The organism is Chitinophaga sp. (genome assembly GCF_036569125.1).
Classification (GTDB): Bacteria; Bacteroidota; Bacteroidia; order Chitinophagales; family Chitinophagaceae; genus Chitinophaga.
Genome location: NZ_DATCRF010000130.1, coordinates 1 through 22,245, shown reverse-complemented (window position 1 = coordinate 22,245; position 22,245 = coordinate 1). Strand labels below are relative to the sequence as shown.

General features: G+C 48.6%; 23 protein-coding genes and 1 tRNA gene. 10 read left to right on the top strand and 14 right to left on the bottom strand.

The features are described 5' to 3' along the window. Positions 1-1,088 (bottom strand): TonB-dependent receptor plug domain-containing protein (locus VIM87_RS04665; protein ID WP_331995852.1); only part of this gene is annotated, 1,088 nt, incomplete at its 3' end. Between the two features lie 440 nt (positions 1,089-1,528). Then, complete coding sequence (locus tag VIM87_RS04660) at positions 1,529-1,816, bottom strand: YciI family protein (protein ID WP_331995851.1); 288 nt, start codon at positions 1,814-1,816, stop codon at positions 1,529-1,531. Between the two features lie 169 nt (positions 1,817-1,985). Here VIM87_RS04660 and VIM87_RS04655 point away from each other — a divergent pair, with 169 nt between their 5' ends. Next, positions 1,986-3,752 carry a hypothetical protein gene (locus VIM87_RS04655; RefSeq protein ID WP_331995850.1) on the top strand — a complete coding sequence of 589 codons (1,767 nt, stop codon included), beginning with the start codon at positions 1,986-1,988 and terminating at the stop codon, positions 3,750-3,752. Positions 3,753-3,818: 66 nt separating this feature from the next. On the opposite strand, the gene VIM87_RS04650 is transcribed toward VIM87_RS04655, so the two are convergent. The 5 genes from VIM87_RS04650 to VIM87_RS04630 all read right to left on the bottom strand — a co-directional run bounded on the left by VIM87_RS04650 (position 3,819) and on the right by VIM87_RS04630 (position 7,400). Then, positions 3,819-4,229, bottom strand: coding sequence for a hypothetical protein (locus tag VIM87_RS04650; RefSeq protein ID WP_331995849.1), 411 nt, complete (start codon positions 4,227-4,229; stop codon positions 3,819-3,821). Positions 4,230-4,271: 42 nt separating this feature from the next. Next, positions 4,272-5,081: a ferritin-like domain-containing protein gene (locus tag VIM87_RS04645; protein WP_331995848.1), complete on the bottom strand. Its 810-nt coding sequence runs from the start codon at positions 5,079-5,081 to the stop codon at positions 4,272-4,274. Positions 5,082-5,129: 48 nt separating this feature from the next. Beyond that, a complete protein-coding gene (locus tag VIM87_RS04640; protein WP_331995847.1) occupies positions 5,130-5,846 on the bottom strand; it encodes a ferritin-like domain-containing protein in 717 nt (238 codons plus the stop codon). Positions 5,847-6,097: 251 nt separating this feature from the next. Then, positions 6,098-6,904, bottom strand: coding sequence for an anti-sigma factor (locus VIM87_RS04635; protein ID WP_331995846.1), 807 nt, complete (start codon positions 6,902-6,904; stop codon positions 6,098-6,100). A gap of 1 nt (position 6,905) precedes the next feature. Next, on the bottom strand, positions 6,906-7,400 hold the full coding sequence (locus VIM87_RS04630; protein WP_331995845.1) for an RNA polymerase sigma factor: 495 nt from the start codon (positions 7,398-7,400) through the stop codon (positions 6,906-6,908). Between the two features lie 154 nt (positions 7,401-7,554). On the opposite strand from VIM87_RS04630, the gene VIM87_RS04625 reads away from it, so the two are divergent. The 4 genes from VIM87_RS04625 (at position 7,555) to VIM87_RS04610 (ending at position 11,299) form a co-directional block, all read left to right on the top strand. Continuing rightward, positions 7,555-8,205 (top strand): ATP-binding cassette domain-containing protein, encoded by a 651-nt coding sequence (locus tag VIM87_RS04625; protein WP_331995844.1) that lies wholly within the window; start codon positions 7,555-7,557, stop codon positions 8,203-8,205. Between the two features lie 72 nt (positions 8,206-8,277). Further along, positions 8,278-9,465 carry an FtsX-like permease family protein gene (locus tag VIM87_RS04620; protein ID WP_331995843.1) on the top strand — a complete coding sequence of 396 codons (1,188 nt, stop codon included), beginning with the start codon at positions 8,278-8,280 and terminating at the stop codon, positions 9,463-9,465. 189 nt (positions 9,466-9,654) lie between these two features. Continuing rightward, a complete protein-coding gene (locus VIM87_RS04615; RefSeq protein ID WP_331995842.1) occupies positions 9,655-10,968 on the top strand; it encodes an amidohydrolase family protein in 1,314 nt (437 codons plus the stop codon). 1 nt (position 10,969) lies between these two features. Next, on the top strand, positions 10,970-11,299 hold the full coding sequence (locus VIM87_RS04610; protein WP_331995841.1) for a Dabb family protein: 330 nt from the start codon (positions 10,970-10,972) through the stop codon (positions 11,297-11,299). Between the two features lie 167 nt (positions 11,300-11,466). On the opposite strand, the gene VIM87_RS04605 is transcribed toward VIM87_RS04610, so the two are convergent. The 3 genes from VIM87_RS04605 to VIM87_RS04595 are packed head-to-tail and all read right to left on the bottom strand — an operon-like array spanning position 11,467 to position 16,420. Then, on the bottom strand, positions 11,467-14,034 hold the full coding sequence (locus tag VIM87_RS04605) for a DUF3857 domain-containing protein (protein ID WP_331995840.1): 2,568 nt from the start codon (positions 14,032-14,034) through the stop codon (positions 11,467-11,469). Positions 14,035-14,062: 28 nt separating this feature from the next. Then, complete coding sequence (locus VIM87_RS04600) at positions 14,063-15,169, bottom strand: DUF2891 domain-containing protein (protein ID WP_331995839.1); 1,107 nt, start codon at positions 15,167-15,169, stop codon at positions 14,063-14,065. 12 nt (positions 15,170-15,181) lie between these two features. After that, on the bottom strand, positions 15,182-16,420 hold the full coding sequence (locus tag VIM87_RS04595; RefSeq protein WP_331995838.1) for a geranylgeranyl reductase family protein: 1,239 nt from the start codon (positions 16,418-16,420) through the stop codon (positions 15,182-15,184). Positions 16,421-16,515: 95 nt separating this feature from the next. Here VIM87_RS04595 and VIM87_RS04590 point away from each other — a divergent pair, with 95 nt between their 5' ends. Next, positions 16,516-16,821, top strand: coding sequence for a YbaB/EbfC family nucleoid-associated protein (locus VIM87_RS04590; RefSeq protein WP_089907072.1), 306 nt, complete (start codon positions 16,516-16,518; stop codon positions 16,819-16,821). Positions 16,822-16,881: 60 nt separating this feature from the next. Here the strand turns inward: VIM87_RS04590 and VIM87_RS04585 are convergent, their stop codons facing one another. Further along, a complete protein-coding gene (locus VIM87_RS04585) occupies positions 16,882-17,403 on the bottom strand; it encodes a hypothetical protein (protein ID WP_331995837.1) in 522 nt (173 codons plus the stop codon). A gap of 242 nt (positions 17,404-17,645) precedes the next feature. Next, entirely contained in the window at positions 17,646-18,413 is a 768-nt protein-coding gene (locus tag VIM87_RS04580) for a DUF72 domain-containing protein (protein WP_331995836.1), read from the bottom strand. A gap of 338 nt (positions 18,414-18,751) precedes the next feature. Here VIM87_RS04580 and VIM87_RS04575 point away from each other — a divergent pair, with 338 nt between their 5' ends. The 4 genes from VIM87_RS04575 (at position 18,752) to VIM87_RS04560 (ending at position 21,029) form a co-directional block, all read left to right on the top strand. Continuing rightward, positions 18,752-19,126: a DUF7674 family protein gene (locus VIM87_RS04575; RefSeq protein ID WP_331995835.1), complete on the top strand. Its 375-nt coding sequence runs from the start codon at positions 18,752-18,754 to the stop codon at positions 19,124-19,126. Beyond that, entirely contained in the window at positions 19,127-19,672 is a 546-nt protein-coding gene (locus VIM87_RS04570; protein ID WP_331995834.1) for an N-acetyltransferase, read from the top strand. Positions 19,673-19,732: 60 nt separating this feature from the next. Next, positions 19,733-19,805, top strand: a tRNA-Thr gene (locus VIM87_RS04565). A 99-nt stretch (positions 19,806-19,904) separates the two neighbouring features. Then, complete coding sequence (locus tag VIM87_RS04560; protein WP_331995833.1) at positions 19,905-21,029, top strand: TPR end-of-group domain-containing protein; 1,125 nt, start codon at positions 19,905-19,907, stop codon at positions 21,027-21,029. On the opposite strand, the gene VIM87_RS04555 is transcribed toward VIM87_RS04560, so the two are convergent. After that, the gene (locus tag VIM87_RS04555) at positions 21,012-21,680 is read right to left on the bottom strand and encodes a DUF2306 domain-containing protein (RefSeq protein ID WP_331995832.1); all 669 of its coding nucleotides are present in this window, start codon (positions 21,678-21,680) and stop codon (positions 21,012-21,014) included. The two genes, VIM87_RS04560 and VIM87_RS04555, sit on opposite strands and share 18 nt — an antisense overlap. Next, positions 21,677-22,245: hypothetical protein (locus VIM87_RS04550; RefSeq protein WP_331995831.1), on the bottom strand; the 569-nt coding region annotated here is incomplete at its 5' end. The genes VIM87_RS04555 and VIM87_RS04550, both read right to left, overlap by 4 nt.

Genomic DNA, 22,245 nt, shown 5'->3' with positions numbered 1-22,245 from the left:
ACTTTCAGCTGGTGGTTCTGGATGGGGGCGGGATCAAAGATCTCATCCATCCAGTTAGTGCCCTGTTTATTGGCTTTGGTAATAAGCCATTTGGTTTTACGGAATTCCGGGCTTTCAATATTGGAGGTGTAGTTGGCGGGGTTCACCCGCGGATCGCCCTCCATAGCCCCTTCGGGGAAAATATAATCCGGTATTACGGGTTTGGGTCCGTTACCGAACTGCGCGTGTTTGGGGTTGCCGTTGGATACGTTGCCCGCATTAATGCGCGATTCCCATAACAGGTCGGCATACTCCTGGGTGTTCAGCAGGTCCAGGAACTTGCCGGGACGCTGGGTGCCGTAATAAAAGTCGTAGCTGAGCTTAGGCTTGCCGGGCTTGCCTTTGAGGGTGGTAATGATCACCACCCCGTTGCCGGCGCGCGAACCGTAAATGGAGGAGGCAGAGGCATCTTTCAGCACCTGGGTAGATTCTATATCGCCCAGGTTCAGCGTGTTCAGGTTGCCTTTGGTGGGCACCCCGTCAATTACATACAGGGGCGAGTTGTCGTTAATGGTACCAAACCCGCGGATACGTACCATTACATTACCACCGGGGCTGTTATCCGTACCTACGGTAACGCCGGCTACGCGGCCCTGCAGGGCCTGGCCTACGTTAGCGGCAGGGGTGGAAAGCAGCTTCTTCACATCTACCGTGGCTACGGCGCCGGTAATGTCTTTCTTTGACTGGCTGCCGTAACCGGTTACCACTACCTCATTGAGGTTACCGATGTTTTCTGCCAGGGCTACATTCAGATCGGTACTGCTGCCTACAGTTACTTCTTTTGTGTTATAACCAATAAAGGAAAATAACAGCACCTCTCCGGACTTAGCTTCAATAGCAAAGGTGCCCGAGGGGCTGGTGGCGGTACCCCGGTTGGTACCTTTTACTACTACCGTAACGCCGGGTAGTGCGGTTTTACTTTTTTCATCGGCCACTTTACCGGTGATCTTTTGCTGGGCAACAGCGGGGGCTGCGCCCAGTAACAGGAGCAGCCACAGAAAGCTGCTGCAACGGCGAAGACGTAGTTTAACGTTAACGGGAACATTCATACGATGCTGATTTTAGGTTGTGGAATGGAAATTATAGGCATCTATGTCAGGCTCCCGGCAGGCAATGCGGCGGCTTATGGCATAGTAAAGGCAATACCTTTTCCGGCCCCAAAGCGTACGTGGAAGACATCCATATTTGTTTTGTTACTGCTACAGTTAACTAGTGGAATTAACGGAACTATCTACATTGGCTGAGTACTACAGAATACCATCACAACAAGGCATCATAGTTAACTTGTTTTATAACGTGAAATATGCCCGGTTTTACCCGGATAAAAATTAAGTTACAACCTTTTCCAAACGATTGCAATAGCACTACTTAAAAAAGACAAAAGAAATTCCGCGCTCCCGGCAGGGAACTAATTTTTGCAGGTTAATAAATCAGCGGGGGAAACGTGCTCGAAGGTATAAGGCTACATAGTGCTCATGCTGCTGGCTGCTCAGTTAAAATAGGTCTGCAGCTCATTTACATAGGTAGTAGGCTCAAATTCAATGATCTCATACAGGGCCAGCTGAAACTTGTCAAAAGGATCTTCTGCAATGATCTGCTCCACTTCCTTGCGGCTGGAGGCTTTACAAAGGATCAACCCGCCGGACCTGGGCTTTCTGCGGCCGGAAAGAATGAACTTTCCGCTTTGGTAATATTGATCCAGAAATGCTTTGTGGGCGTCCAGATAGTGTTCTATGGCCGTTAGCGGCCGGATGTATTGTAATAAAATCAAGAACATGTTGGCGCTGGTTCTAATGAATAGGAATAGTTACAACAAAAGGTAGTGAAAACCGTGCCATAAAGGTATGAAACAATTGCAGGATTTACTTTATATAAAAAGTGCGGAAGGGTTGATTTTTGTGTAATTTCACAGGTATTATTATTTTTTAAATCTTTGAACACTTCTTATGCACTTATCGCTAAGCAACATGTACCGGGTTTTGTTAACCGCTCTCACCACAGCGGTCTTGCTGAGCGCTTGCTCCAAGATACCCGAAGAAAGCAAGCATATCCCCAAAAATGCAGGGGTTGTAATTGGGATCAACAGTAAACAAATTGTACAAAAACTGGTAACCAACGGCATTACGGTAGACAAGCTTTTTGCAGCCCTGCAGCATAAAGACACCTCCAGCGAAGCGGCCAAAGCCGTACGGGATGTAGAAAATTCCGGGGTAGACCTGAACAGCAACTTCTTTGCCTCTATGGTTTTTGCCAATGACAAGAACTCTTACCTGTCACTGACCGGCAGCTTAAAAGACGCCGGCAAGTTTGAGGAGTTCCTGAAAAAGAACGCTCCCAATTTTGCCTCCAAAACAAAAGGCGACTTTACCTATGCCTGGCTGCAGGATGATAATTCCCTGGTAGGCTGGAACAAAAGCGTGGTGATCTATGTGCGTCCCTTTGACCTGAACGATATTAAGAAACACGGCGGCGTACCGGGTATGCCCGGAGCCGACGAACCGGACAGCTCTGAGGAAGGCGAACCGGTTGTAGATTCCGCTGCTGCTATGCCCACCGTGCTTACCACGCCGGATGATGCGGAAAGCACCTGGCTGCCGGTGCTGGATAACCTGTTTCACCTGAAAGATGCAGAAACCGCCGGTTCCCTGGAGCCTTTCAAGAACCTGCTGAAGGAAAGCGGCGACATGAGCTTTTTTGTGCACCCGGAGGTGATCTCCACCAGCCAGATGACCATGCTGCCCGCCAACTTCAAAAAGCTGCTGGAAGGCTGTTATTATGCAGCTACCGTAAGCTTTGATGAAGGTAAGGTGGTAATGAACGGCCACTCTTATGTGGGCAAGGAAATGGCTGATATCTACAAGAAATACGGTAACAATACGCTTGACCTGGAGATGCTGGAAAAATACCCTTCCGATAACATTACCGGCTTTTTTGCCTATGGCTTTGACATGCGCATTATAGGCGACATTGTAAAAAGCACCGGTACGGATGGTATTGTGAATATGATGATGGGGCAGAGCGGGCTTACACTGGATGATGTGCTGAACGCATTTAAGGGGCAGCTGGTATTTGTTTCTTCCGACTTTTCCATGAAGAAAAAACCGCTGCCTTACTTCCCGGAAGACAGCACCGTGAGCGCTGACAGCAAATGGGTATTTGCCATGAAAGTGGGCGATAAGGCCGCTTTTGAAAAGCTGATGAACTCACCCATGATCAAGAACTTTTTCGTTAAACAGGGCGATCATTATGTAATGGCACAACAGCTGCCCAATATGCCGGCTGTTGATATTACCGATAAGCTGGTAACAGCCGCCTCTGACAGCGTATTGCTGGAGGCTTACCTGGCCGGTAAGGGAAAAGCAAAGCTGGATGATGATATTGTAAGCAAAATAAAAGGCAACCCGATGGGCGCCTATGTGAATTTTGAAAAGCTGGCGCAGAATATACCGGATAGTGAAATTCCGGCAGAAGGCCGTACGGTAGCTCTGCAGGCAAAAGACCTGTTAAAGGACCTGCGCGCAGTAAGCCAGCCATTTAACGGTAAGGTGCAGGAATCACAGGTGGTGGTAACCTTTAAGAACGAGAAAGAGAACAGCCTGGTACAGCTGGTGAACCTGGGTACCGCTGCTGCCAAGTATTATAAAGAGCAGCAGGCGAAGGAGAAAGCGGCACCGGAAGTAGAAGTAGATACTACTGCTGTTCCTGGTAATTGATTGTAATAGATTGTTATAAAGAAAAAGCCTACCCATTACAGGTAGGCTTTTTCATTTCACCAAACATTATTCATTTACCCACAGCATCCAGCTGCTATCAAACTTATACCATTTACCATCAGAGCCTTCCCACTTCCATTCCGGCACTTCGGCCCAGGTGCTGCCATCTGTGCTCCATACCAGCTTGTTATTGTTGATCTTTAGCCACTTGCCGTCTTTATCGGCCCAGGCGCCGTCTGCTACAACAGCCCATTTTTTACCATCAGTGCTCCACCACAGCTTAGCTTTTTTATCCAGCTTGTACCAGTAGGTTTTACCGTCTTTCATGCCGGGCCAGGTACCGGCTTTGGATTTCATCCAGTCGCGTACATAAGTAATGGTGGTGTTGCCGGCTGCTTTATCAGCGGCGTTTACTACCAGGCTGCCTGCAAAAAGTAAGGGCAGGCAAAGGCCTATCAGGCGCATTGTCCTTTTCATGTTTGTGGTTTTTTTATAGTTGAGAAAAATGACAGGGATATACTACTTAATAAACGGGCCTACAATGGCCAGCACCTGGTCTGCTGTCAGCGGCTCATCAAAGGCTTCTGTAGCGGCGTTTGCGCTTACAAATTTGGTGATGTCTACCGTGGCCTGGGTCGTTAGCTCTTCCCCATTATAGCTGGCCTGTACGGCAGCGCCAATGCCACTTTCTTTACCGGTGATCCAGGGTTTTACGTTAGCGCCGCGTGCTTTGCGCATCTGGCGCACATGTGAGGCGTGGCGCGCTTCTACCGCGTGGATCTGCAGGGCGGCGGTCAGCACATCATTATTGCTCATCAGGTCTCCTGCACGGCCTTTATAAGCGCGTACGCCGGTATCCTCAAATGTTTGGGATACGGCCAGGAAGGTATCATAATTGGTAAATACGTTTGCAAAAGCGCCGCCGGCGGTAAAGTCAAAGGTGGGTTTTGCCACCGGCGAGCCGCCCAGCGAGGTAATGGCGGTTTTTAAGAAAGCTACGTGCGCTACCTCATGATCGCGGATGGTGGTAATGGCGCCTACAGCAGGGGTACCGGCGGGTATTAAACCTGGGGCGCTTACACCCATGATATAGAATTCAGATTCCAGGTATTCTAACGTTAACGCATAATTGAGCACGCCAACAATGGTATTGGAGGTTTGCCCATATGCTTTTTTAAACATGCTGCCCAATGCAATGGGCACGGCTGCCAGGGCCAGCTTGCCGCCTATTTTGGCAAAGCTGCGCATGGCGCTGCGGCGGCTATCCAGGCGCCCGTATATTTCAGGATCTGTTTTTTCTATTTCAGCTAACACATTATGAAGGTTCATGGCTAAGAGTTTTTGAAATGAAAATAAATTGAGTGCATCCGTCATGCATCAGGAAGTAGGCAGGTTGCCGGCCCACAGTACGGATTTCAGGTATGTTTTTGCTACGCCCAATACATCATTCGGGCTCTTAGCCATGTCCAGGCCATTGGCATCTACTGCGCTGCTATCGGCAAAAGTGCCGTTGCTGATCAGGTCGCGGATCAAAGCTGCATGGCGGGCTTCTACAGATACAATTTTGCCGGCCAGCACCAGGTAATCCGGCTTAACGAGCAGCTTACCGGCGCCGTTGTAGGCCGATACGCCCAGGTCTTCAAACGCTTTGGCAGTGGCTAGCACGCTATCCCTGCTGCCGAAATTAATAGCGGCAAAATTTACTTCCAGGCTGGCGATGGCCTTTGCACCCAGCGCCGCTTTAAAGAACTCGCGGTGCGCAACTTCATGGTCACGTATATCTGTTAACAAAGCGGTTTCGTTGGCTGTAATGCCGCTGAAGGGGCTGGCAATTACCTGGGTGTAAAAAGCCGCTTCCAGCTGTTCTAACGCATACGCATAATTGAGAATGCCTATATCGTCCTTACCCAGGTCTATGCTGCCCGGAGGGGCGGTATTGCCATCATTATCATCCTCTTTACTACAGGCAGAAATAATGGCTGCCGTGGAGCCGGCCATACCCAGGTAGGTTAGAAATTTACGACGGTTTATAGCAGCAGCCTGCACCTCGCCCTCCTTGCCATAGGGCGGCAAATTCAATTTTTTGTTGCTCATAAAATGGTATTTGATAGTTAGTGAAAAACTATAGGTTGGTATACCGAACTATCCAGGATGATTGTATTGATGCGCGTTGTTATGTACGAGTTGCTTTTTCAAAAAGTTTGAAAAGGCTGATTTTTTTTCAATAATAAATTAACTGAGCTGTTGGGGTTGCCATCATTACAAAAAAAATGGCCGCCCCTTAAGGCGGCCTTGCATCTGAGTCAATAAGGCATCTGAAGCCTGCTATTGAGTATGTTCGTAGCTTATGATTTTACATTACCCATTACGTACAGCTGATCTAAGTGCGGGGTGGGGCTGCCGCCGGTGTTTTCCAGTGTAATGGCAAAGGCCTGTGCTTTCAATACCGGTTTTAGCTGGCAAAGATCAGTACAATCACCTAACATGCCCGCATCAACGGGTTTGCCATCCACCAGGGCCCATAGCTGGTATTGTTTACCGGCAGGGGCTTTTGGCAGCTTGTTAGCCAGCACATATACATCTTTGGTATTGGTATCCCAGAACAGGGTTACCAGGTTGCCTTCCTTACCCGGCGTGCCCGGCATGGATACTTTTAACATACCAGGGGCGGCCATCAGCTGCATACGGTCCTGCATTTGCCGCAGTTTTGTCTGGTACAGGCCATTATCTGCCACCACGGTATTGCGTTCATTCATGAGCGCTATATAATCTTTATTAGCCTGATGGTATTTCTGGTAAAGATATACGTTGATGGTTGCGCTGGCCACCAGCAATACGATGGAAGCTGCTGCAAAATACCGTACCCGGTTCATACGCTTTAACAGTGATGTTGGGCTGGTGGCAGTGGTATCGGCAGCAGGGGAAAATTCATTCTGTAAGGTATGCTGTAATTGTTCCTTCACTTTATCCGGTACAGGTACAGCGCTGTCGCGGGCGGTGGCCGCCAGCCATGCTTCGCATGCAGCTATAGCGGCTTCCACCTCAGGATACTCAGCGCGCAGCCTTTGCAGCTCTGCTACATCCTGTGCGTCCGCTACGCCTAATACGTAACTTTCGATCACACCGCTTTGTATGTATGCCTGTATATCCACTTTATAATTTAACCTGTTGCCTTAATAGTAATAAAGCTGCTCTAAGTCTTGTTTTTACGGTACCTAACGGAATGTTCAGCATTTGTGCTATTTCATCCTGCTTATACCCCTGGAAATAAGATAGTTCTACCAATACCTTATGCTCTTCTTTTAAGCTGTGCACCATTTTACGTAACCCTATATCATCAATGGGATTGGGCTGTGTGGCGCCCGCCAGCGGTATAAGATCATCGGTTAATGAATTATTCTTCTGACTGTTCCGCCAGTCTTTGCCGCGTACCGTGTCTATAGAAGTAGTACGGGCAATATTAAACATCCAGGTGAACAGCCGTCCCTTAACGGGATCATACTGTTCTATTTGCCGCCAGATCTTTACAAAAACCTCCTGCAACACATCCACAGATACATCCGGATCCGGCACAATTTGCTGGATCACGCCATGTAAGGCGGACGAGTAGTGATCGTACAGATAGCTGAATGCAGCTTGCTCCCGCAATTTCAGCGATCTAACCAATTCTTGCTCCGTGTATGTTGGTACGGCTTTCAAAAGCAGACAAATAATTCAGATGCGCCTTTATATACGGATTACTGTTAAATTAAGTTTGCTGCTATAAAAATAGTTTGTACATTTTGTATTTCATGGAATTTATATGCAGATCCAACTGAGCCACCTGGTACCATTGCCCCTGCGCGACAAGCTGTTGCAGCGGGCCTCTGATATCTGGAACAAGGAAGTGACCTTTAGCCCGGGCAGTTTTATAAAGATAAAAGCGCCTTCCGGCACCGGTAAAACCACCCTGGTGCACTACCTGTATCATATAAGATATGACTATTCCGGTAAGATAATGGTGAACGGGAAACCCTGGCAGGACTATAATAAACCGGCCCTGGCTGCCATGCGCCAGCAGCAGGTGAGCATTATTTTCCAGGATCTGCGCCTGTTTGATCAGCTAACGGCCTGGGAAAACATAGAGCTGAAAAGAGTGATGGGCCCTGCGCCGGCCTGCACAGGGGAACAGGTACAGGAAATGGCGGCCCGCCTGCAGGTAACGCATGTGCTGCAGCAAAGCGCCCGCACACTCTCTTACGGGGAGCGGCAGCGTATAGCCATTATACGTGCGCTGGTGCAACCTTTTCAATGGCTGTTAATGGATGAGCCCTTCAGCCACCTGGATGAGGAGAATACCCGCCGCGCAGCTGCGCTGATAGCGGAAACCTGTAAAGCACAGCAGGCCGGTTTTGTGCTTACTGACCTGGATGACGATGTGCATTTTAACTACGATGTGCAATACCAATTATAAACAGCGCTTAGCGTTGGCTTTTAGCTTTTGGCTAAAGGCTAATAGCTAACAGCCAAAAGCTACTTTTCAAACATGCACCCGTTCTTTCAACTTTTAAAAAAGATCATACAAACCGGTATTGGCAAAAGCCGCCTGCTAATGGCCACCGCGGGCCTGGGCATTGCCATGGTGCTGCTGCTGATAGCTATACAGGCGCATACCAATTTTAACCAGCTGTTATACGGGCGGCAGAACCAGAATGAAAGTGCGGATTTCCTGGTGGTGAATAAAAAGATCACCAATGCCATGATGGGGCAATCGGATAAAAGCATGTTCACCGCGGAAGAGCTGCAAGCCATCAAGCAGCAAAGCTTTGTAGAAGCAGCAGGGTACATCACCTCCAGCCAGTTTAAGGTAACCGCGGCTGCGCCCGGCGAGCTGCAGTTCTATACGGATATGTTCTTTGAATCGGTACCGGATTCATTTATAGATGTAAAGAATGAGGAATGGAAATGGCAGGAAGGAGATGGGGTTATACCCATTATATTACCCAATGATTTTTTAAACCTGTATAATTTTGGATTTGCCCTGAGCCAGGACCTGCCGCAGGTTTCACAGGAAACGGTAAAGAACCTGCCGGTAAAGATCACCGTATCCAGGGGGCTGCTCTCTTCCCAGTTCACCGGGCATATTGTAGGTTTTTCAGACCGCATCTCATCCTTTTTAGTGCCGGCCGCTTTTATGGATTGGGCCAATAACCGCTATGGTAATGGTAAGGCAGCAGCGCCATCCCGCATAGTTATTAAAACCAGCGACCCTGCCAACCCGGCCCTGGTAAAGTTTTTGGATGATCATGGCTATACCACCAACCAGGATAAGATCAAGTACAGCAAAACAAAGCTGATCGTACAAACCATTGTATCCGTGATCGGTTTCTTTGGCATCGTGCTGCTGCTGTTTGCCCTGCTGGTGTTTAGCATGTTCATACAGCTGATCATTGCATCCTGTAAAAAAGAGATCCAGCTGCTGGTAACGTTAGGCACTGCGCCGGCGCAGCTACGGCGTTATTTGCTGCGGCAGTTTGTGCCGCTGTATGTAGTAACCGGCATAGTGGCCGTATTGCTGGTAGCGGCGTTGCAATGGGTGGCTGCCCGTGCGCTGGCAGCGCATGAAATGGTGGTAAGCCCCCGGCCCGGTATAGGCATGTGGATAGCCGCTGTAGTGGTATTGCTGCTGGTGTATTTTGTTAACAACCGTACTATCAGGAAATACCTGGATTGATTTTAGATTTTAGATTTACGATTTTAGATTTTGGGGAGTAGCACAATGGTACCGGTATCTGCGCGGTATGGCAATGACCTGCTTTGACACCTTCGCTCCAATCAAATCGTAAATCTAAAATCTAAGATCGTAAATCATAGATCCCGGATCAGCCAAATCTAAAATCGTAAATCTAAAATCGTAAATCCCATGAGGTCCCATGTACTAACAGCTCTGCTATTATTATGCATGAGCGCAGCTTATGCGCAAAGCACCATTTTGCATTGCGGTACCCTTATTGACGGTATTGCCAATGCGCCCCGTAAAAATGTATCGGTAATTATTACCGGCAACCAGATCGCTGCCATAAAAGAAGGATTTGTAGAAGGCGCTGCGCAGGATAAGATCATAGACCTGCGCAAACAAACGGTTACCCCGGGCTGGATGGATATGCATGTGCACCTGGACGGGGAGCTTACAAAGGAAGCATTCATGGAAGAGTTCACCAAAAACCCTGCGGATTATGCCTTTCAGAGTGTTGCCTTCTCAGAACGTACGCTGATGGCTGGTTTTACCACCGTACGAGACCTGGGTGGCGGCTATGGCGTAAATATTTCCCTGCGTAATGCCATTAACAAAGGCCTGGTAAAAGGCCCGCGGGTATTTACGGCCGGCAAGGCCATTTCCACTACCGGCGGCCACGCAGACCCTACCAATGGCTACCGCCATGACCTGATGGGCGATCCTGGTCCGGAAGTGGGCGTAGTGAACGGGCCGGATGAATGCCGTAAAGCCATACGTCAGGCGTATAAGAACGGATCGGACCTGATAAAGATCATGGCCACCGGCGGTGTGCTGGACTTAGCCAAGGATGGCAGCGGCGCACAGTTTACAGAAGAAGAGCTGAAAGCCATTGTGGAAACTGCCAAAGACTATGGTATGCGGGTAGCTGCCCATGCACATGGCGCAGAAGGTATTAAACGCGCCATACGCGCCGGCGTTACTTCAATAGAGCACGGCACTTTTATGGACGATGAAGGTATGGAGCTGGCCAAAAAATACGGCACCTGGTATGTGCCTACTATTATAGCCGGGCGTTCTGTAGCAGATTCCGCTAAGATCCCTGGTTTTTATCCCGCTGTTATAACTCCTAAAGCCTTATCCATTGGGCCTAAATTACAGGCCACCTTTGCGAAGGCCTATAAAACCGGGGTTAAAATAGCCTTTGGTACAGATGCCGGCGTGTATGCGCACGGGAAGAACTGGCTGGAATTCACCTACATGGTAGAAAGCGGCATGCCTGCCATGGAAGCCATTAAAGCCGCTACCATACAGGCCGCCGACCTGCTGGGCATGAAGGATAAGCTGGGCAGCATTACTGTTGGCAAGCTGGCGGATATTGTTGCGGTGGACGGTGATCCCCTGCAGGACATACAAACCATGGGCAAAGTAAGCTTTGTAATGAAAGATGGGTTGGTTTTTAAAAACACAACGGCTAACTTGCCAACCGTTAAAAACGACTGATATGTTAAAAGCAACTGATAAGAAGTTTGTACACGTAGTGAACTTTTACCTGAAACCAGGCCTTTCTGCCGCAGATATTAAAAAGTTTGAAGACGGGGTAAGCGAGCTGGGAAAAATAGAAGCCGTAAAAGTATTTAACCTGGGCAAACCTGCCAGCACAGACCGTCCGGTAATAGACCGCAGCTATAGCTATTGCGAGCTAACGGTGTTTAACAGCCAGGCCGATCATGATATTTACCAGGAACATCCCATTCACCTGAAGTTTGTAGAAGAATGCAAGCACCTGTGGGAGAAGGTAGTGATCTTTGATTCTGAGACGATAGATTACTAAGAGAGAATGTAAAATGCAAAATTTTAAATGCTAAATGTAAAAGTGGAATGCAGCGATGCCTGGTGTTAAGCCATCTACGCTGCATTCCACTTTTACATTTATCGTTCATAAAGTCTTTTCATTGGTCTCTATGAACCTCCATCGTCGGTTTAAGATTTTACATTCCATCACCAATTCCGCTGTACTGCAGACGGGTGCGGCACTACAAAGGTTTTACGCACCCTTTCCGACCGTAGTAAATAAGGGATCCAGATAGCGGCTGCTATAATAGCCCGCGTTATATTGGTGATCTGTTCCTGGCTCCATGCATAGTTATTATTTAAAGCGCTTACCGCTACATAATCCAGCACCTGCACGCTTAATACGGCCGCATAAAAAACAATACAGGCTGCGGGAAAAGTATCCCGCTTTCTGAAAAACAGCAGCACTAACAATATAGCATATACGCAAAGGAATACATTGCAGGCCAGCTCCGCTATAAACACCAGCAGCCTTACCTGCGCATCCTGCGCATGCACTACCAGCTCCCAGGTGGCATTGCTGAAAAAGCCGCCCTCCAGCATATTGATCAATATAGTCAGCGGAGAAAATATAATGCCCAGACCCAGCAGCACCAGCCAGCCGCCAATAGTCCAGGTCTCCGGATTGTACTGCAGCGGGAATACGGAGCGGTGGTAAAAACGTACGGCCATATAGCTGAAAATGCCTGCAAACACCAGGCACAAAACCAGCATTACCCAGCTAATACCTTTATGCCCATTAGGAGAGGTGCTGCTGCCGGCAGTGGGATCCCAGTACAGGTAAAAGCCGCCTATTTCGGAAAGCTGGTTGCGGTCGTCCACATAATTGGTCAGGTAATCAACCGGCACATGATCCTGGTAGGAGTTGTACTGGTAATGCAGCGTAACGGTGCGGCCGTTCACGGCGGCCGTGAAATCAATACGATAATATTTATTCTTTACGTGCATGCTGGAATTATCCATGCTCCAGTCATTGGGCATTTGCAGCGTAATGGTATAGTCCAGCGAGTAAGGATATTTCAGCGCCAGCGGCTGTGTATGATTATCGTCCGGTACACGGGGCAGCATATCTGTTAATATGCGGGCCTGCACGTGGAACTGCTGGCGGTTAGCCGCGGTAGTATCTGCTTTCCAGGGATTGTGAATGGTATAATACTCGCCTACTTCAAAGCGGTCTTCTGGTTCTGTATCTTCGATCTGCAGGCCGCTGTCTGCCCGCACATCTCCATACAATCCTTTATAATAATCCAGGAAGGCGCGCTCCTGGTCTTTCATGCTGTTCTCTGCAAAATTCTCCCGCTGGTCGTCTGCAAACTGCAGGCTATAGTTGGAAAGCACCTGCAGGTGAGCGGGTTTTTTATTGCTTTCAGGCAGCACAAAGGTTTCGGAGATGCGTACCGTACCATTATAGCGCTGGTCTATGCTGTTTAATGCGTAGTTCCCTTTTTTTATGATCAGCGCCATTTGATAGTCCGGTACCGTCAGGTTATCAATGGTGCCGCGCTGGTAATTAATGGTAGGGTCTATCCAGTAATGATTGCCGCTTAGGTTGGCTGATACAATTACGTGATTGAACAGTACCGGCGAGGGCAGCGACGCTGCTATCGAGGCTTTTGCATACGTATTTACATAAGCCATGCTGGCATCAATACCATTGGCCTGTAAAATGGTGCAAAGCAGCAGGGATTTATCTTTACAATCGCCAAAGCGCTGGTTCAGTATTTTCCCGGGCTGGCTGGGGCGGTGTGAGTATTCGCCCATTTCAATGCCCATGTAACGGATATCATCCTGCACAAAACGGATAGCCTTTTGCATATACAACGCCTTGTTATTGCCGGTTTCTTTTTGCCAGGCTGCTATTTTCTGCTGCAGGGCGGGGCTTAGGTCGTGCGTGGCATTTACCTGCAGGGCCCAGTTCACAATGGGTTCCCAGCCGCTGTATTCGCTGGCCTCCACATAGGCATAGTTATCGTACCAGGAGGGGGTTCTGTAAGCCACCCTTTCCGGTTCTGCGATATGTTTGGGCTGCCACTCATACAGGTTCATGCCCTGCCAGCCCTTCTTAGATGGCATAGGCGCATCGTTAAATGACCTGAACTGTATGTTACGGGCGGTGGAGGCAATCAGGCATTTGTAATAATTTAAAATAGGCTCGGAAGCTGCAAAGTAAAAGGTGCGGAAATACTTATCCTCAAAAATAGGATTACGGCCGGTAATGGTATAGGCATATTCTATCTGGTCGCCTTTGCGCACATCTTCAATAATGCAATAGGCGGTGTACACACCGCTGTATATAAAACGCGAAAGCTCTTTTTCCTGCTGCAGAATGCGGAACTGGCCTGCACTCAGCTTGTTCAGCACTTTACCGTCGCGGCGTATGATAAGCTGGTGGAACTGCAGCTGCTCATAAGCGGGATCATAATCCACAGATACCTCTGCGCCATTTTGTACCCCTGCTTCTGAAACTATCTGGCGGATGATGTGCTGGTAAACGCTTTTCTTTTCCGCATGGTGCTGCTCTTCCAGCAGCAGCAGGCAGTACCCGCTGCTTATATCGTGCAGGTTGGGTTTTTTATTAAGGTCCGGCGTATAGGGGGCCAGCCATTTAGGGGCGGGTGTAATGGTAAAATTGTTACGTTGTGCATGCAGCAGTAGGGGCAGGCACAGTAACACCAGGAGCCACTTGAGTATATAAGGATAGTAGGAACGGTACATGAATGAATTTTAAATAAACAAGCAAATCTCAGCGGTCATTATTCTCTATCGTTAAGCTATATACAGCAAAAGATCCCAGCCAGTGCTCGCCTGCATAGTCGCCGCTGGCCACATGGGGCAGCGCGGCTTCCAGGTGATGGTGCGCCAGCTGTTTAATAGCTTCCTGGTTCTGATCAACATGGCGGGCAATGCCATACAGGCACCAGGCGCGGCTCAGGTTCAGGCCATCGAGGTGCACCAGCTTACCATCCGTACGGTCTTTTACCTGTGCGGTGCTTAAGATAGTAATGGGCTTGGTGAACAGGCCCGGTAAAAATTCCTTTACCCAGGTTTTATATTGGTCTGCCGGCATAATGCGCCACATCAGGTCAGCCTCTTCCAGGCAGGGCGAAAGGAAATCGTACCCGCCGGGTTCCCAGCTAATGGGGCAGCCTTTGTCCTGCGCATAAAAACGCATAGCTGCCTTGCGGATAGCGGTTTGCAGGGGCGTATCCTGTGCGGTTACCGCGTAGTCCCAGGCCAGGCGCAGGCCAAAGGCCAGGTTGGTATGCTCGCCTACCCGTATAGGGTATACCAGCTTATCCAGGAAAGCAATGTAGGCGCTGGAAAACTGTTGCGCCAGCGGCTGCACGTTGCTGCTCAGGGTTTGGCCCAAAGGATCTTTCCAGGTAAGCAGCTCCCGTTGTAATTGCAGCAGCCAGCTCCAGCCATAGATACGTTCAAAGCCTTTATTTTCTTTATTGAAATAAATACGTTGTTCAACATGAATATTGCTGGCCGTAAGGTTCTGTGCCAGCTTGGTGCGGATAGTGGCGGCTTCCGGCAGGTCTGGGAATGACTTTAACAAGCGTACCAGCATCCAGTGCCCATGCACGCTGCTATGCCAGTCGTAACAACCATAAAAGGCAGGGTGGTATACTTTAGGATCTGTAACCAGCGAGCTATCGGAAAAGGTAACGCCTGTTTTATAGGGAAACTCTTTTTGCATGCAGCGCAGCGGTAAGCCGGCCAGGTGAGAGGCGCCGGCAAGCGTAAGCTGTAAATGGCCGGCAGCGTTTTGGTTGTACAATGTTTCTTGTGCGTAACCGGTTAACATGCTGATGTTACACAGCGTTGCCAATAAGATTTTTTTCACAGGTCAGATTGATTATTTGTTTAACAACAATCGTACGTAAAAAGAGGGTTTAGCCAGCTTTTTACGAAGGTCCACTTCATAGAACATACAGGATATTAACTCCTTCAGCTGCTTGTTGCGCGTCCCCATTTTCATTAATAAGTTAAAGAGCCTTGGATATTTTACCAGCTTTTGCAGGCGGTGGCTTAGCTGCAGCTCCGGTCCCAGCACCTGGTACACCCGCTCGTCATAAGCGGCCAGCCGGTTTTCCGAAAAGTCACCTGCTGCCAGCGCGGCGGCGGCCTGCTGCGCGGCTATGCGGCCGGCATACAGGGCGTTGCCAATACCTTCCCCGGTGAACGGATCTACCAGGTAAGCAGCATCGCCTACCAACATATAACGGTTCCCGGACAATTTTCTTTTCTTACTGCCCAATGGAAGTCCATAACCTTCGATGGGGCTGTCTATTTCAGCCTCCCGGAAACGCTCTTTGAACACAGGGTCCTGCTCCAGGGTATCTGTCAATAATTTCTTGAGGTTTATTTTTTTACTGCGCACCGCTTCGCTGATCATATCCATGCCTACATTGGCATCCCCGTTAGGCAGGGGAAAGATCCATAAATAACCCGGCAGCAGGGGTTTTAAAAAGTGCAGCTCAATAAAGCTATCGGCATGCATGCCTTTTACATTCTTGTAATAGGCCCGTACGCCGGCGGCATAATAGGCCGGCTCCATACGGATGTTGGCTACATCTTTTGTGAACGAGGAATGGGCGCCGTTGGCAATAATGAGCAGGGGGGCCTTTACGGAAAAGTTGCCGGTAGTATCGGTTACCAGGTAACCATCCTCCTGCAGCACATATTTATCAATGGTTATGCCTTCAAAAAGTTGGATCTCCGGACGGCGCTTTACCTCATCCACCATAAAATTATCAAAGTGAATGCGTTTGCACACAAAACCCGCCGGCTCATCTGTTTGCAGGTTGTAATTGGGCTTATAGGCCACCTCCATGCTGGTGCGTCCGGGGGCTACAAAGGTAACGCCCCAGCTATCCTGCTTGGGGGTAAATTCCCGCAGGCGCTGTGCAATGGCAGGGTCAATCTGTTCCAGCGCCGTTAATACCTTACCGCTTAAACCATCGCCGCATACCTTGTCGCGGGGAAATACAGCCTTATCCACCACCACACATTCAATACCCAATTGCGCCAGCTGCAGGGCGGCTGTAGCGCCACCCGGCCCCGCACCGATGATACAAACTTTGGTTTCGATCATTTCTTCGCTTATAAATTTGGCCTGAAAGATAAGGAATTGGGGCATAAACCTTGTAACACGCCATATGCTATATTTGTAACCTTAAATAGTAGTTTATGTTTGGAGATCTCTTTGGCAAGCTGCAGGAAGCCCAGCAAAAAATGGAAGAAGGTAAGGAAAGACTGGCCCATGTAACGGTGGATGGTGAAGCGGGCGACGGCGCTGTAAAGGTAGCAGTAACCGGTAACCGCGAGGTAAAGAACATTACCATTGCCGATCATTTACTGGCCCCCGGTAATAAAGAGGAGCTGGAAGACCTGCTGATAACCGCCCTGAACCGGGCCCTGAAAAATGCGGAAAACCTCTGGGAAAGCGAAATGAAAGGTTTGGCCGGCGGTATGCTGGGCGGGCTGGGGATGTAAAGGTTGGATGTAAGAAGGCAGCCTATTAAAGGGGAGGCTAATTTATTAACAGCCAGCCCTTTATTGCCTGTTTTCGAGTACCATTCTTTCAGCGATATCTCCGATCATCCAGGGAGCGGTGTTTTCCTGTCCATCTGACCGGTTGCCATCATGAGTAAATTCACTACCGGTGTTTAAAAAATCAACTGCATGGACTGTTTCATGTATCAAAGTATTCACGGCGATACTCAGAACAAATTTTCCTGTTGAATCCAGGCCAAACAGGGAGCGGCTGATCTTTATTTTGTCTGATGTTTTTGTACTGGCATTGGCAATGGGTTTTATTTTCCGCACAACCCGGATCTGCTGGCTTGCAGATTGCATCCTGTCTGCTACCTGTTGCCCGGTTAAGGATGAATGATCAAATTTTGCAATTTTGCGGATCTGTTCATAGAAAAACGTGCTGTTTAAAATTTCATTTGCTTTTTGTACCGCTCCGGCTACGTTATTGTTGCTGCCGGTATATATAAGGGTTAAGTGTGATTGGGATCTCCCTTGTGATAGGGTAAAAACGGATAAAAGGAGGATAAATAAGGCTCTCATTTTTTTTCTTAAAGTTAAAGCCAGTATTTGAATTATTAACTGTCGTGTTGTTTAGTACAGATCACACCAACAGCCTGCTTCCACCATCATTTCCCGATCCCGTAAATCAAATTCCCGTTTTCGAAAGCTGTTTACCCATAAAAAGCATTGTTTTGCAGCAGCGGTTACCAATTGGCAACTGAAGGGTACGGCCTTTCATCCATATTTTTACTTGTAGCTACCAACTTTTATAAGCAATTCCCTCACAATTTATCCTGCTCCTCAGCCAGCATGGTTTTAAGTGTACGTGCATTCTCTATGGCATGCATATGCACATCGTTATTAAAAAAGATCCATACCTGGTGTTTTTCCTGCAGCCATTTGGCGCATTTACGTGCGTAGGCCCGCAGCGTAAGGGCTGCATAGCTGGAGGAATATAGTTCCGCCGGGCCATGAAAGCGCAGGTAAATATGCCGGGCAGTAACCGCCTCCTTATAAGGGAAGCGTTTACCGGAATTAGCTATTACCAGCCCCACTCCATACCGCTCCATCAGATCCAGGCTTTGCTTGCTGAACCAGCTTTTATCCCGCACTTCAATGGAAAAGTCATATTGCTTATAGGTGGTAGACAGCAGCTGGTAAAACTCCTCTGCCACACCTGCATTAAAGCCGGCCTGGGCCGGCAGCTGAATTAAAACAGGTCCCAGCCGTTCGGCAACAGGGTCAAAAACCTTAAAAAATACTTCCATCCCTTCTGCCGGGTCATGCAGCTTTTTAAAGTGGGTGATGTAGCGGCTTAGCTTGGGACAGAATAAAAAGCCGGGCGGCACTTTTGCTGTCCAGTTCAGCACGGTTTGTTCTTTGGGCAGATGGTAAAAGCTGGTATTGATTTCCGTACAATCAAACTCCTGGCTATAAAACTGCAGGTAATCCACCGGCTTCAGCTTCTCCGGGTAATACACCCCCTTCCAGTGTTTATAGCTCCACCCGGAGGTTCCTATGTGGCAGGCCGGGGTGCGCGATTTTCTCATAACAATCTTTCTGAAACCCATACAACATGGATGCCTGTTTTCAGAAATGGAAAACCGTTTACAGAAACGGAAGGGTCAGGAGCGGGCAGGACTTATACGCCGTTTACGGCAGAGCAGCTGTAATGATGTGCTGTAGAAGGTTTGGGGCGATACTAATGCAGCCGTGTTACAAATTGGAACAAGGTTGGCATACCAGGGGAAAACAATCTATATGCAACCGCAAAAGAAAATTCCGGCGCCAGCCTCCAAAACCATGTATTACCTATTGGTGGGTGCGGTAGCCCTGGGCTTACTGGCACAGTTACTGGTGCAATTCCTGAAGCATTAAAAAGTATGTTATGATCAATCAATATGAAGTACCTGCACTGATAGAAGATACCGTACCGGTATTACGCAAAGCGCTGCACCAGTTCCCGGCTGTTTTTCATATATACGAAACAGTTAGCTGCCTTAGCAATTATACCCTGCAGCAGTTACGGGAGCGGCATTACAGCCAGGCCATGCCTTGTTTGCAGCTGGCCGGCCGCCTGTATGAGCGGGGCAATGCAGTGGTGAAAAGCGCTATTGAAGCGCATTTTTTGCCGGCATTATCTGCTATACCTGTTACAGATGCGGTGAACCGCATAAAGTTATATTCACTGATACCCGCTTCCCTGTATAACCAGTTTATACAGCAGCAGCTAAGCGGGCATACACAGATCAATCCTCAATAAATGGAAAGTTCGGATATATTAGTCCGCCTGGCCGGTGCGGCCGATGTGGATTTTGCGCTGCCCATAGCAGCAGAAATGGAAGCCAGCGCCCAAGCGCGCGGTACGGGCATTGCCAAACGCAGCCCGGAAATGATCAAAGAAAAAATACTGGCGGGCAAGGCGGTTATTGCCTTTACAAAAGAAGGGGTATGGGCCGGCTTCTCTTACCTGCAGGAGTGGGAGCAGGGAAAATTTGTTTCCAACAGCGGGCTGATAGTAGCGCCGGCCTTCCGCGGCCTCGGCGTGGCAGCGGCTATAAAGCAGCAGCTGTTTACGTTGTGCCGCTTACGTTACCCGCAGGCCCGCATATTTGGCATCACTACCGGCGGGCCGGTGATGAAGCTGAATGCCCGCCTGGGTTTTATACCGGTAACCTATGCTGATATTACGCAGGACCCTGCTTTCTGGGAAGGTTGTAAAAGCTGTGTGAACTATCCTATACTTACTGCCAAAGATCATAAGCACTGCCTGTGTACCGCTATGTTATTTGATCCCTGCGTGCAGTAATTATAAATTTCCGGACTGCTGTTATTAATCCGCAAGGGTTCACTAAATTTGTAGCCAGCTGCCAACCTAGCTCAGCTGGTAGAGCAACAGTTTCGTAAATTGTAGGTCGTGGGTTCGAATCCCATGGTTGGCTCAGTAAAAAGCGGATGGTATTCAAGCTGCCATCCGCTTTTTTTACACCCCACATATTAAACAAATTCTATTTATATTTATACCCTAATCATTTCCGGTTATGCGTTATTTATCCCTATTGTTGCTGAGCGCAGGTTTAGCTGCATGCCACCAAACCGCTACCCATACTGCCGCAAACAACGGCGCTATTCATTTGCAGCTCTCATCCCTTTATAACCCGGATACGGTGAAGCTGGTATTAAAAGAAAGCGCTGTTAAACATAAAGAGGCCGACAAGATCTTTCTGCAAGCCATTGATACCTACCGCAATAAAAAGAACCCAGCCGGCAGCATTACGCTGTTTAAAAGCTCCATTCTGCTGCAGCCGCAGGCCAAAGCCTATTATGAACTAGGTAATGCCCTGCTGGATAACAATGAGCCGCTGGAAGCCACCAGCGCCTATACTATTGCGGAGCAGCTGGATTATACGCCTTTGCATAAGGTGTTATACAACCAGGCCTGCGCCTACTCCCGCTTAGAGCAGAATGAAAAAGCTAAATACTACCTGGTATCTGCCATTGAATTTGGGTACAGCAACCTGAAAAATATACTTAACGACCCGGACCTGAAAAATTTACGGGAGGACTATAAATGGGATTTCCGGCATACCGTTATCAGCGCATTTGGCGGCGCCACGGATCCGGAAAAGCTGCAGTGGAACCTCTTTTGCAGGGAGTTTGAGGTGCTGGACCTGCCCATTGTGCTGGACAAGGAATATGCGCTCACGCTGAGAGACCATTACATTTCGTATGACTTTGAGCGTTATATACCTGAAATGCGCGATGAAAAATTTTCACGGGAGGTAGGGAATGAATTCTATCATGTTGGACTGGTGAAAAGTACGGATAGTGTGCGTACCATCATTTATGCATCGCGGGAAGAGCTGGGCGATTCCGAAGCTGATCCCCTGTATTATATATGCAGCTATACCAACAATGGTAAGCTGATACAAAAAATGTTAATAGGCGGGCGCGAAAAACTGGAGGAACCTTACCGGGTACCCACCATAAAAGCCAATGGCGATGTGCAGGTAACCTCGTTTAAGATGGTATATGAAAAAGATCCGTACCGGGCAGGATTTGAGGATAACAAGATCATAGAAATGAAAGAGCTGGATAAGGAATACTTTGTGCTCGAAGCCGACGGCCATTTTGCCAAACAGCCGGCCTTACTGGGAATGCGTTAAAAACAGAGCCATTCTCTTTTTAAGAAAAAAGCGGATCCAGGCTTCCATGAACAGCAGGTTCAGCGTCCAGCTTAACCAGGAAATAAGGATATAGGCATCTTTAGGATGCAGGGGAATATTGAACACATCTATCAGGTAAGCATACAGCCTTAACGTAAGTGCAGAAAGTGTTAAGGCATAACTACGCAGCAGCATTTGGCCATGCAGCTGCCAGCGCTTTTGCAGGGCATAACGCCAACCCATATACGTACTGCCCAGCCATAAGCAGGAGAGCAGCACAAAACTAATACGGGCGGCTATTCCACCATTCGCATAAAACGACATGACCAGCCCACTGGGGCCGCTCAGGCAAAGCACCGTCAACACATATATTTTACCGGAAGTACGGTGCAGGCGCGGATATTTTTTAAGCAAATACCAGCTGCACTGCAGCAGCCCGGTAATTAAAACCACACTGCTAATGAACACATGTGTATAAAAGCTTAGCCGCCAGTGGCGAATGTGGTACACCCATTGTTTGGTCATCAGAAAATCCGTGTACCGGTTAAGGGATGTATAGGGCCAGCTAAGGCGCAGCATTAACCAGGTACCGTAGAGTATAAGCGCAGTAAATACAAGAAGAAAACCGCGTTTTATGTATTGCAGCATCATCCGGCCACCATCTTATTGAAGGTAATATCTTCTCCTTCCAGGCCGGTGCTATATCTTTTATCCTCGTCGAACTGTAAAATGAAAATGCTGTTACGTTTAGGGAATTGTTCATTGGGCTGCCAGTTCACCCGTATGGTATCGCCCCGCTGTTCCCAGGTGCCTTTCAGTGTAATGGATTGTTCAGCATTGGTGGTGTCAGTTAGCTTGGGATAATAATCGAACAGGCAGCTGCCATCTTCATCAAAGTACATCTCACCCTGCTCACTGGTAAAGGGGTAGTTCAGCACACCGGTATCTTCAGTGCCGTCAGTACGTTCTACCTGGCTTAATGTAAAGCTTTTTTCCTGCAGCGTTTTCTTGTCCAATGGCGTCCAGTGCCCTTTGGCAGTAGTAAACCCTTTATCAAACACCAGCTCAAAATGCCCGTCGTACGGGTGATCACCGGGTTCATTCAGGCGAACCACCCAGCTATCCCCCTCTTGTTTCAGCGTTCCGCTAAGGTTACGCCGCAAACCTTTATGCACATTATAACCTGCCAGGTGATTGGGGCTGGTATAATTGATGG

Excerpts from the sequence above, each read along its gene's own strand:
- VIM87_RS04575 (WP_331995835.1), top strand. The coding sequence starts at position 18,752 with ATGATCAATCAATATGAAGTACCTGCACTGATAGAAGATACCGTACCG.
- VIM87_RS04560 (WP_331995833.1), top strand. The coding sequence starts at position 19,905 with ATGCGTTATTTATCCCTATTGTTGCTGAGCGCAGGTTTAGCTGCATGC.
- VIM87_RS04620 (WP_331995843.1), top strand. The coding sequence starts at position 8,278 with ATGCACCCGTTCTTTCAACTTTTAAAAAAGATCATACAAACCGGTATT.
- VIM87_RS04650 (WP_331995849.1), bottom strand. The coding sequence starts at position 4,229 with ATGAAAAGGACAATGCGCCTGATAGGCCTTTGCCTGCCCTTACTTTTT.
- VIM87_RS04610 (WP_331995841.1), top strand. The coding sequence starts at position 10,970 with ATGTTAAAAGCAACTGATAAGAAGTTTGTACACGTAGTGAACTTTTAC.
- VIM87_RS04660 (WP_331995851.1), bottom strand. The coding sequence starts at position 1,816 with ATGTTCTTGATTTTATTACAATACATCCGGCCGCTAACGGCCATAGAA.
- VIM87_RS04555 (WP_331995832.1), bottom strand. The coding sequence starts at position 21,680 with ATGATGCTGCAATACATAAAACGCGGTTTTCTTCTTGTATTTACTGCG.
- VIM87_RS04615 (WP_331995842.1), top strand. The coding sequence starts at position 9,655 with ATGAGGTCCCATGTACTAACAGCTCTGCTATTATTATGCATGAGCGCA.
- VIM87_RS04590 (WP_089907072.1), top strand. The coding sequence starts at position 16,516 with ATGTTTGGAGATCTCTTTGGCAAGCTGCAGGAAGCCCAGCAAAAAATG.
- VIM87_RS04640 (WP_331995847.1), bottom strand. The coding sequence starts at position 5,846 with ATGAGCAACAAAAAATTGAATTTGCCGCCCTATGGCAAGGAGGGCGAG.
- VIM87_RS04585 (WP_331995837.1), bottom strand. The coding sequence starts at position 17,403 with ATGAGAGCCTTATTTATCCTCCTTTTATCCGTTTTTACCCTATCACAA.
- VIM87_RS04605 (WP_331995840.1), bottom strand. The coding sequence starts at position 14,034 with ATGTACCGTTCCTACTATCCTTATATACTCAAGTGGCTCCTGGTGTTA.
- VIM87_RS04645 (WP_331995848.1), bottom strand. The coding sequence starts at position 5,081 with ATGAACCTTCATAATGTGTTAGCTGAAATAGAAAAAACAGATCCTGAA.
- VIM87_RS04570 (WP_331995834.1), top strand. The coding sequence starts at position 19,127 with ATGGAAAGTTCGGATATATTAGTCCGCCTGGCCGGTGCGGCCGATGTG.
- VIM87_RS04625 (WP_331995844.1), top strand. The coding sequence starts at position 7,555 with ATGCAGATCCAACTGAGCCACCTGGTACCATTGCCCCTGCGCGACAAG.
- VIM87_RS04595 (WP_331995838.1), bottom strand. The coding sequence starts at position 16,420 with ATGATCGAAACCAAAGTTTGTATCATCGGTGCGGGGCCGGGTGGCGCT.
- VIM87_RS04655 (WP_331995850.1), top strand. The coding sequence starts at position 1,986 with ATGCACTTATCGCTAAGCAACATGTACCGGGTTTTGTTAACCGCTCTC.
- VIM87_RS04580 (WP_331995836.1), bottom strand. The coding sequence starts at position 18,413 with ATGAGAAAATCGCGCACCCCGGCCTGCCACATAGGAACCTCCGGGTGG.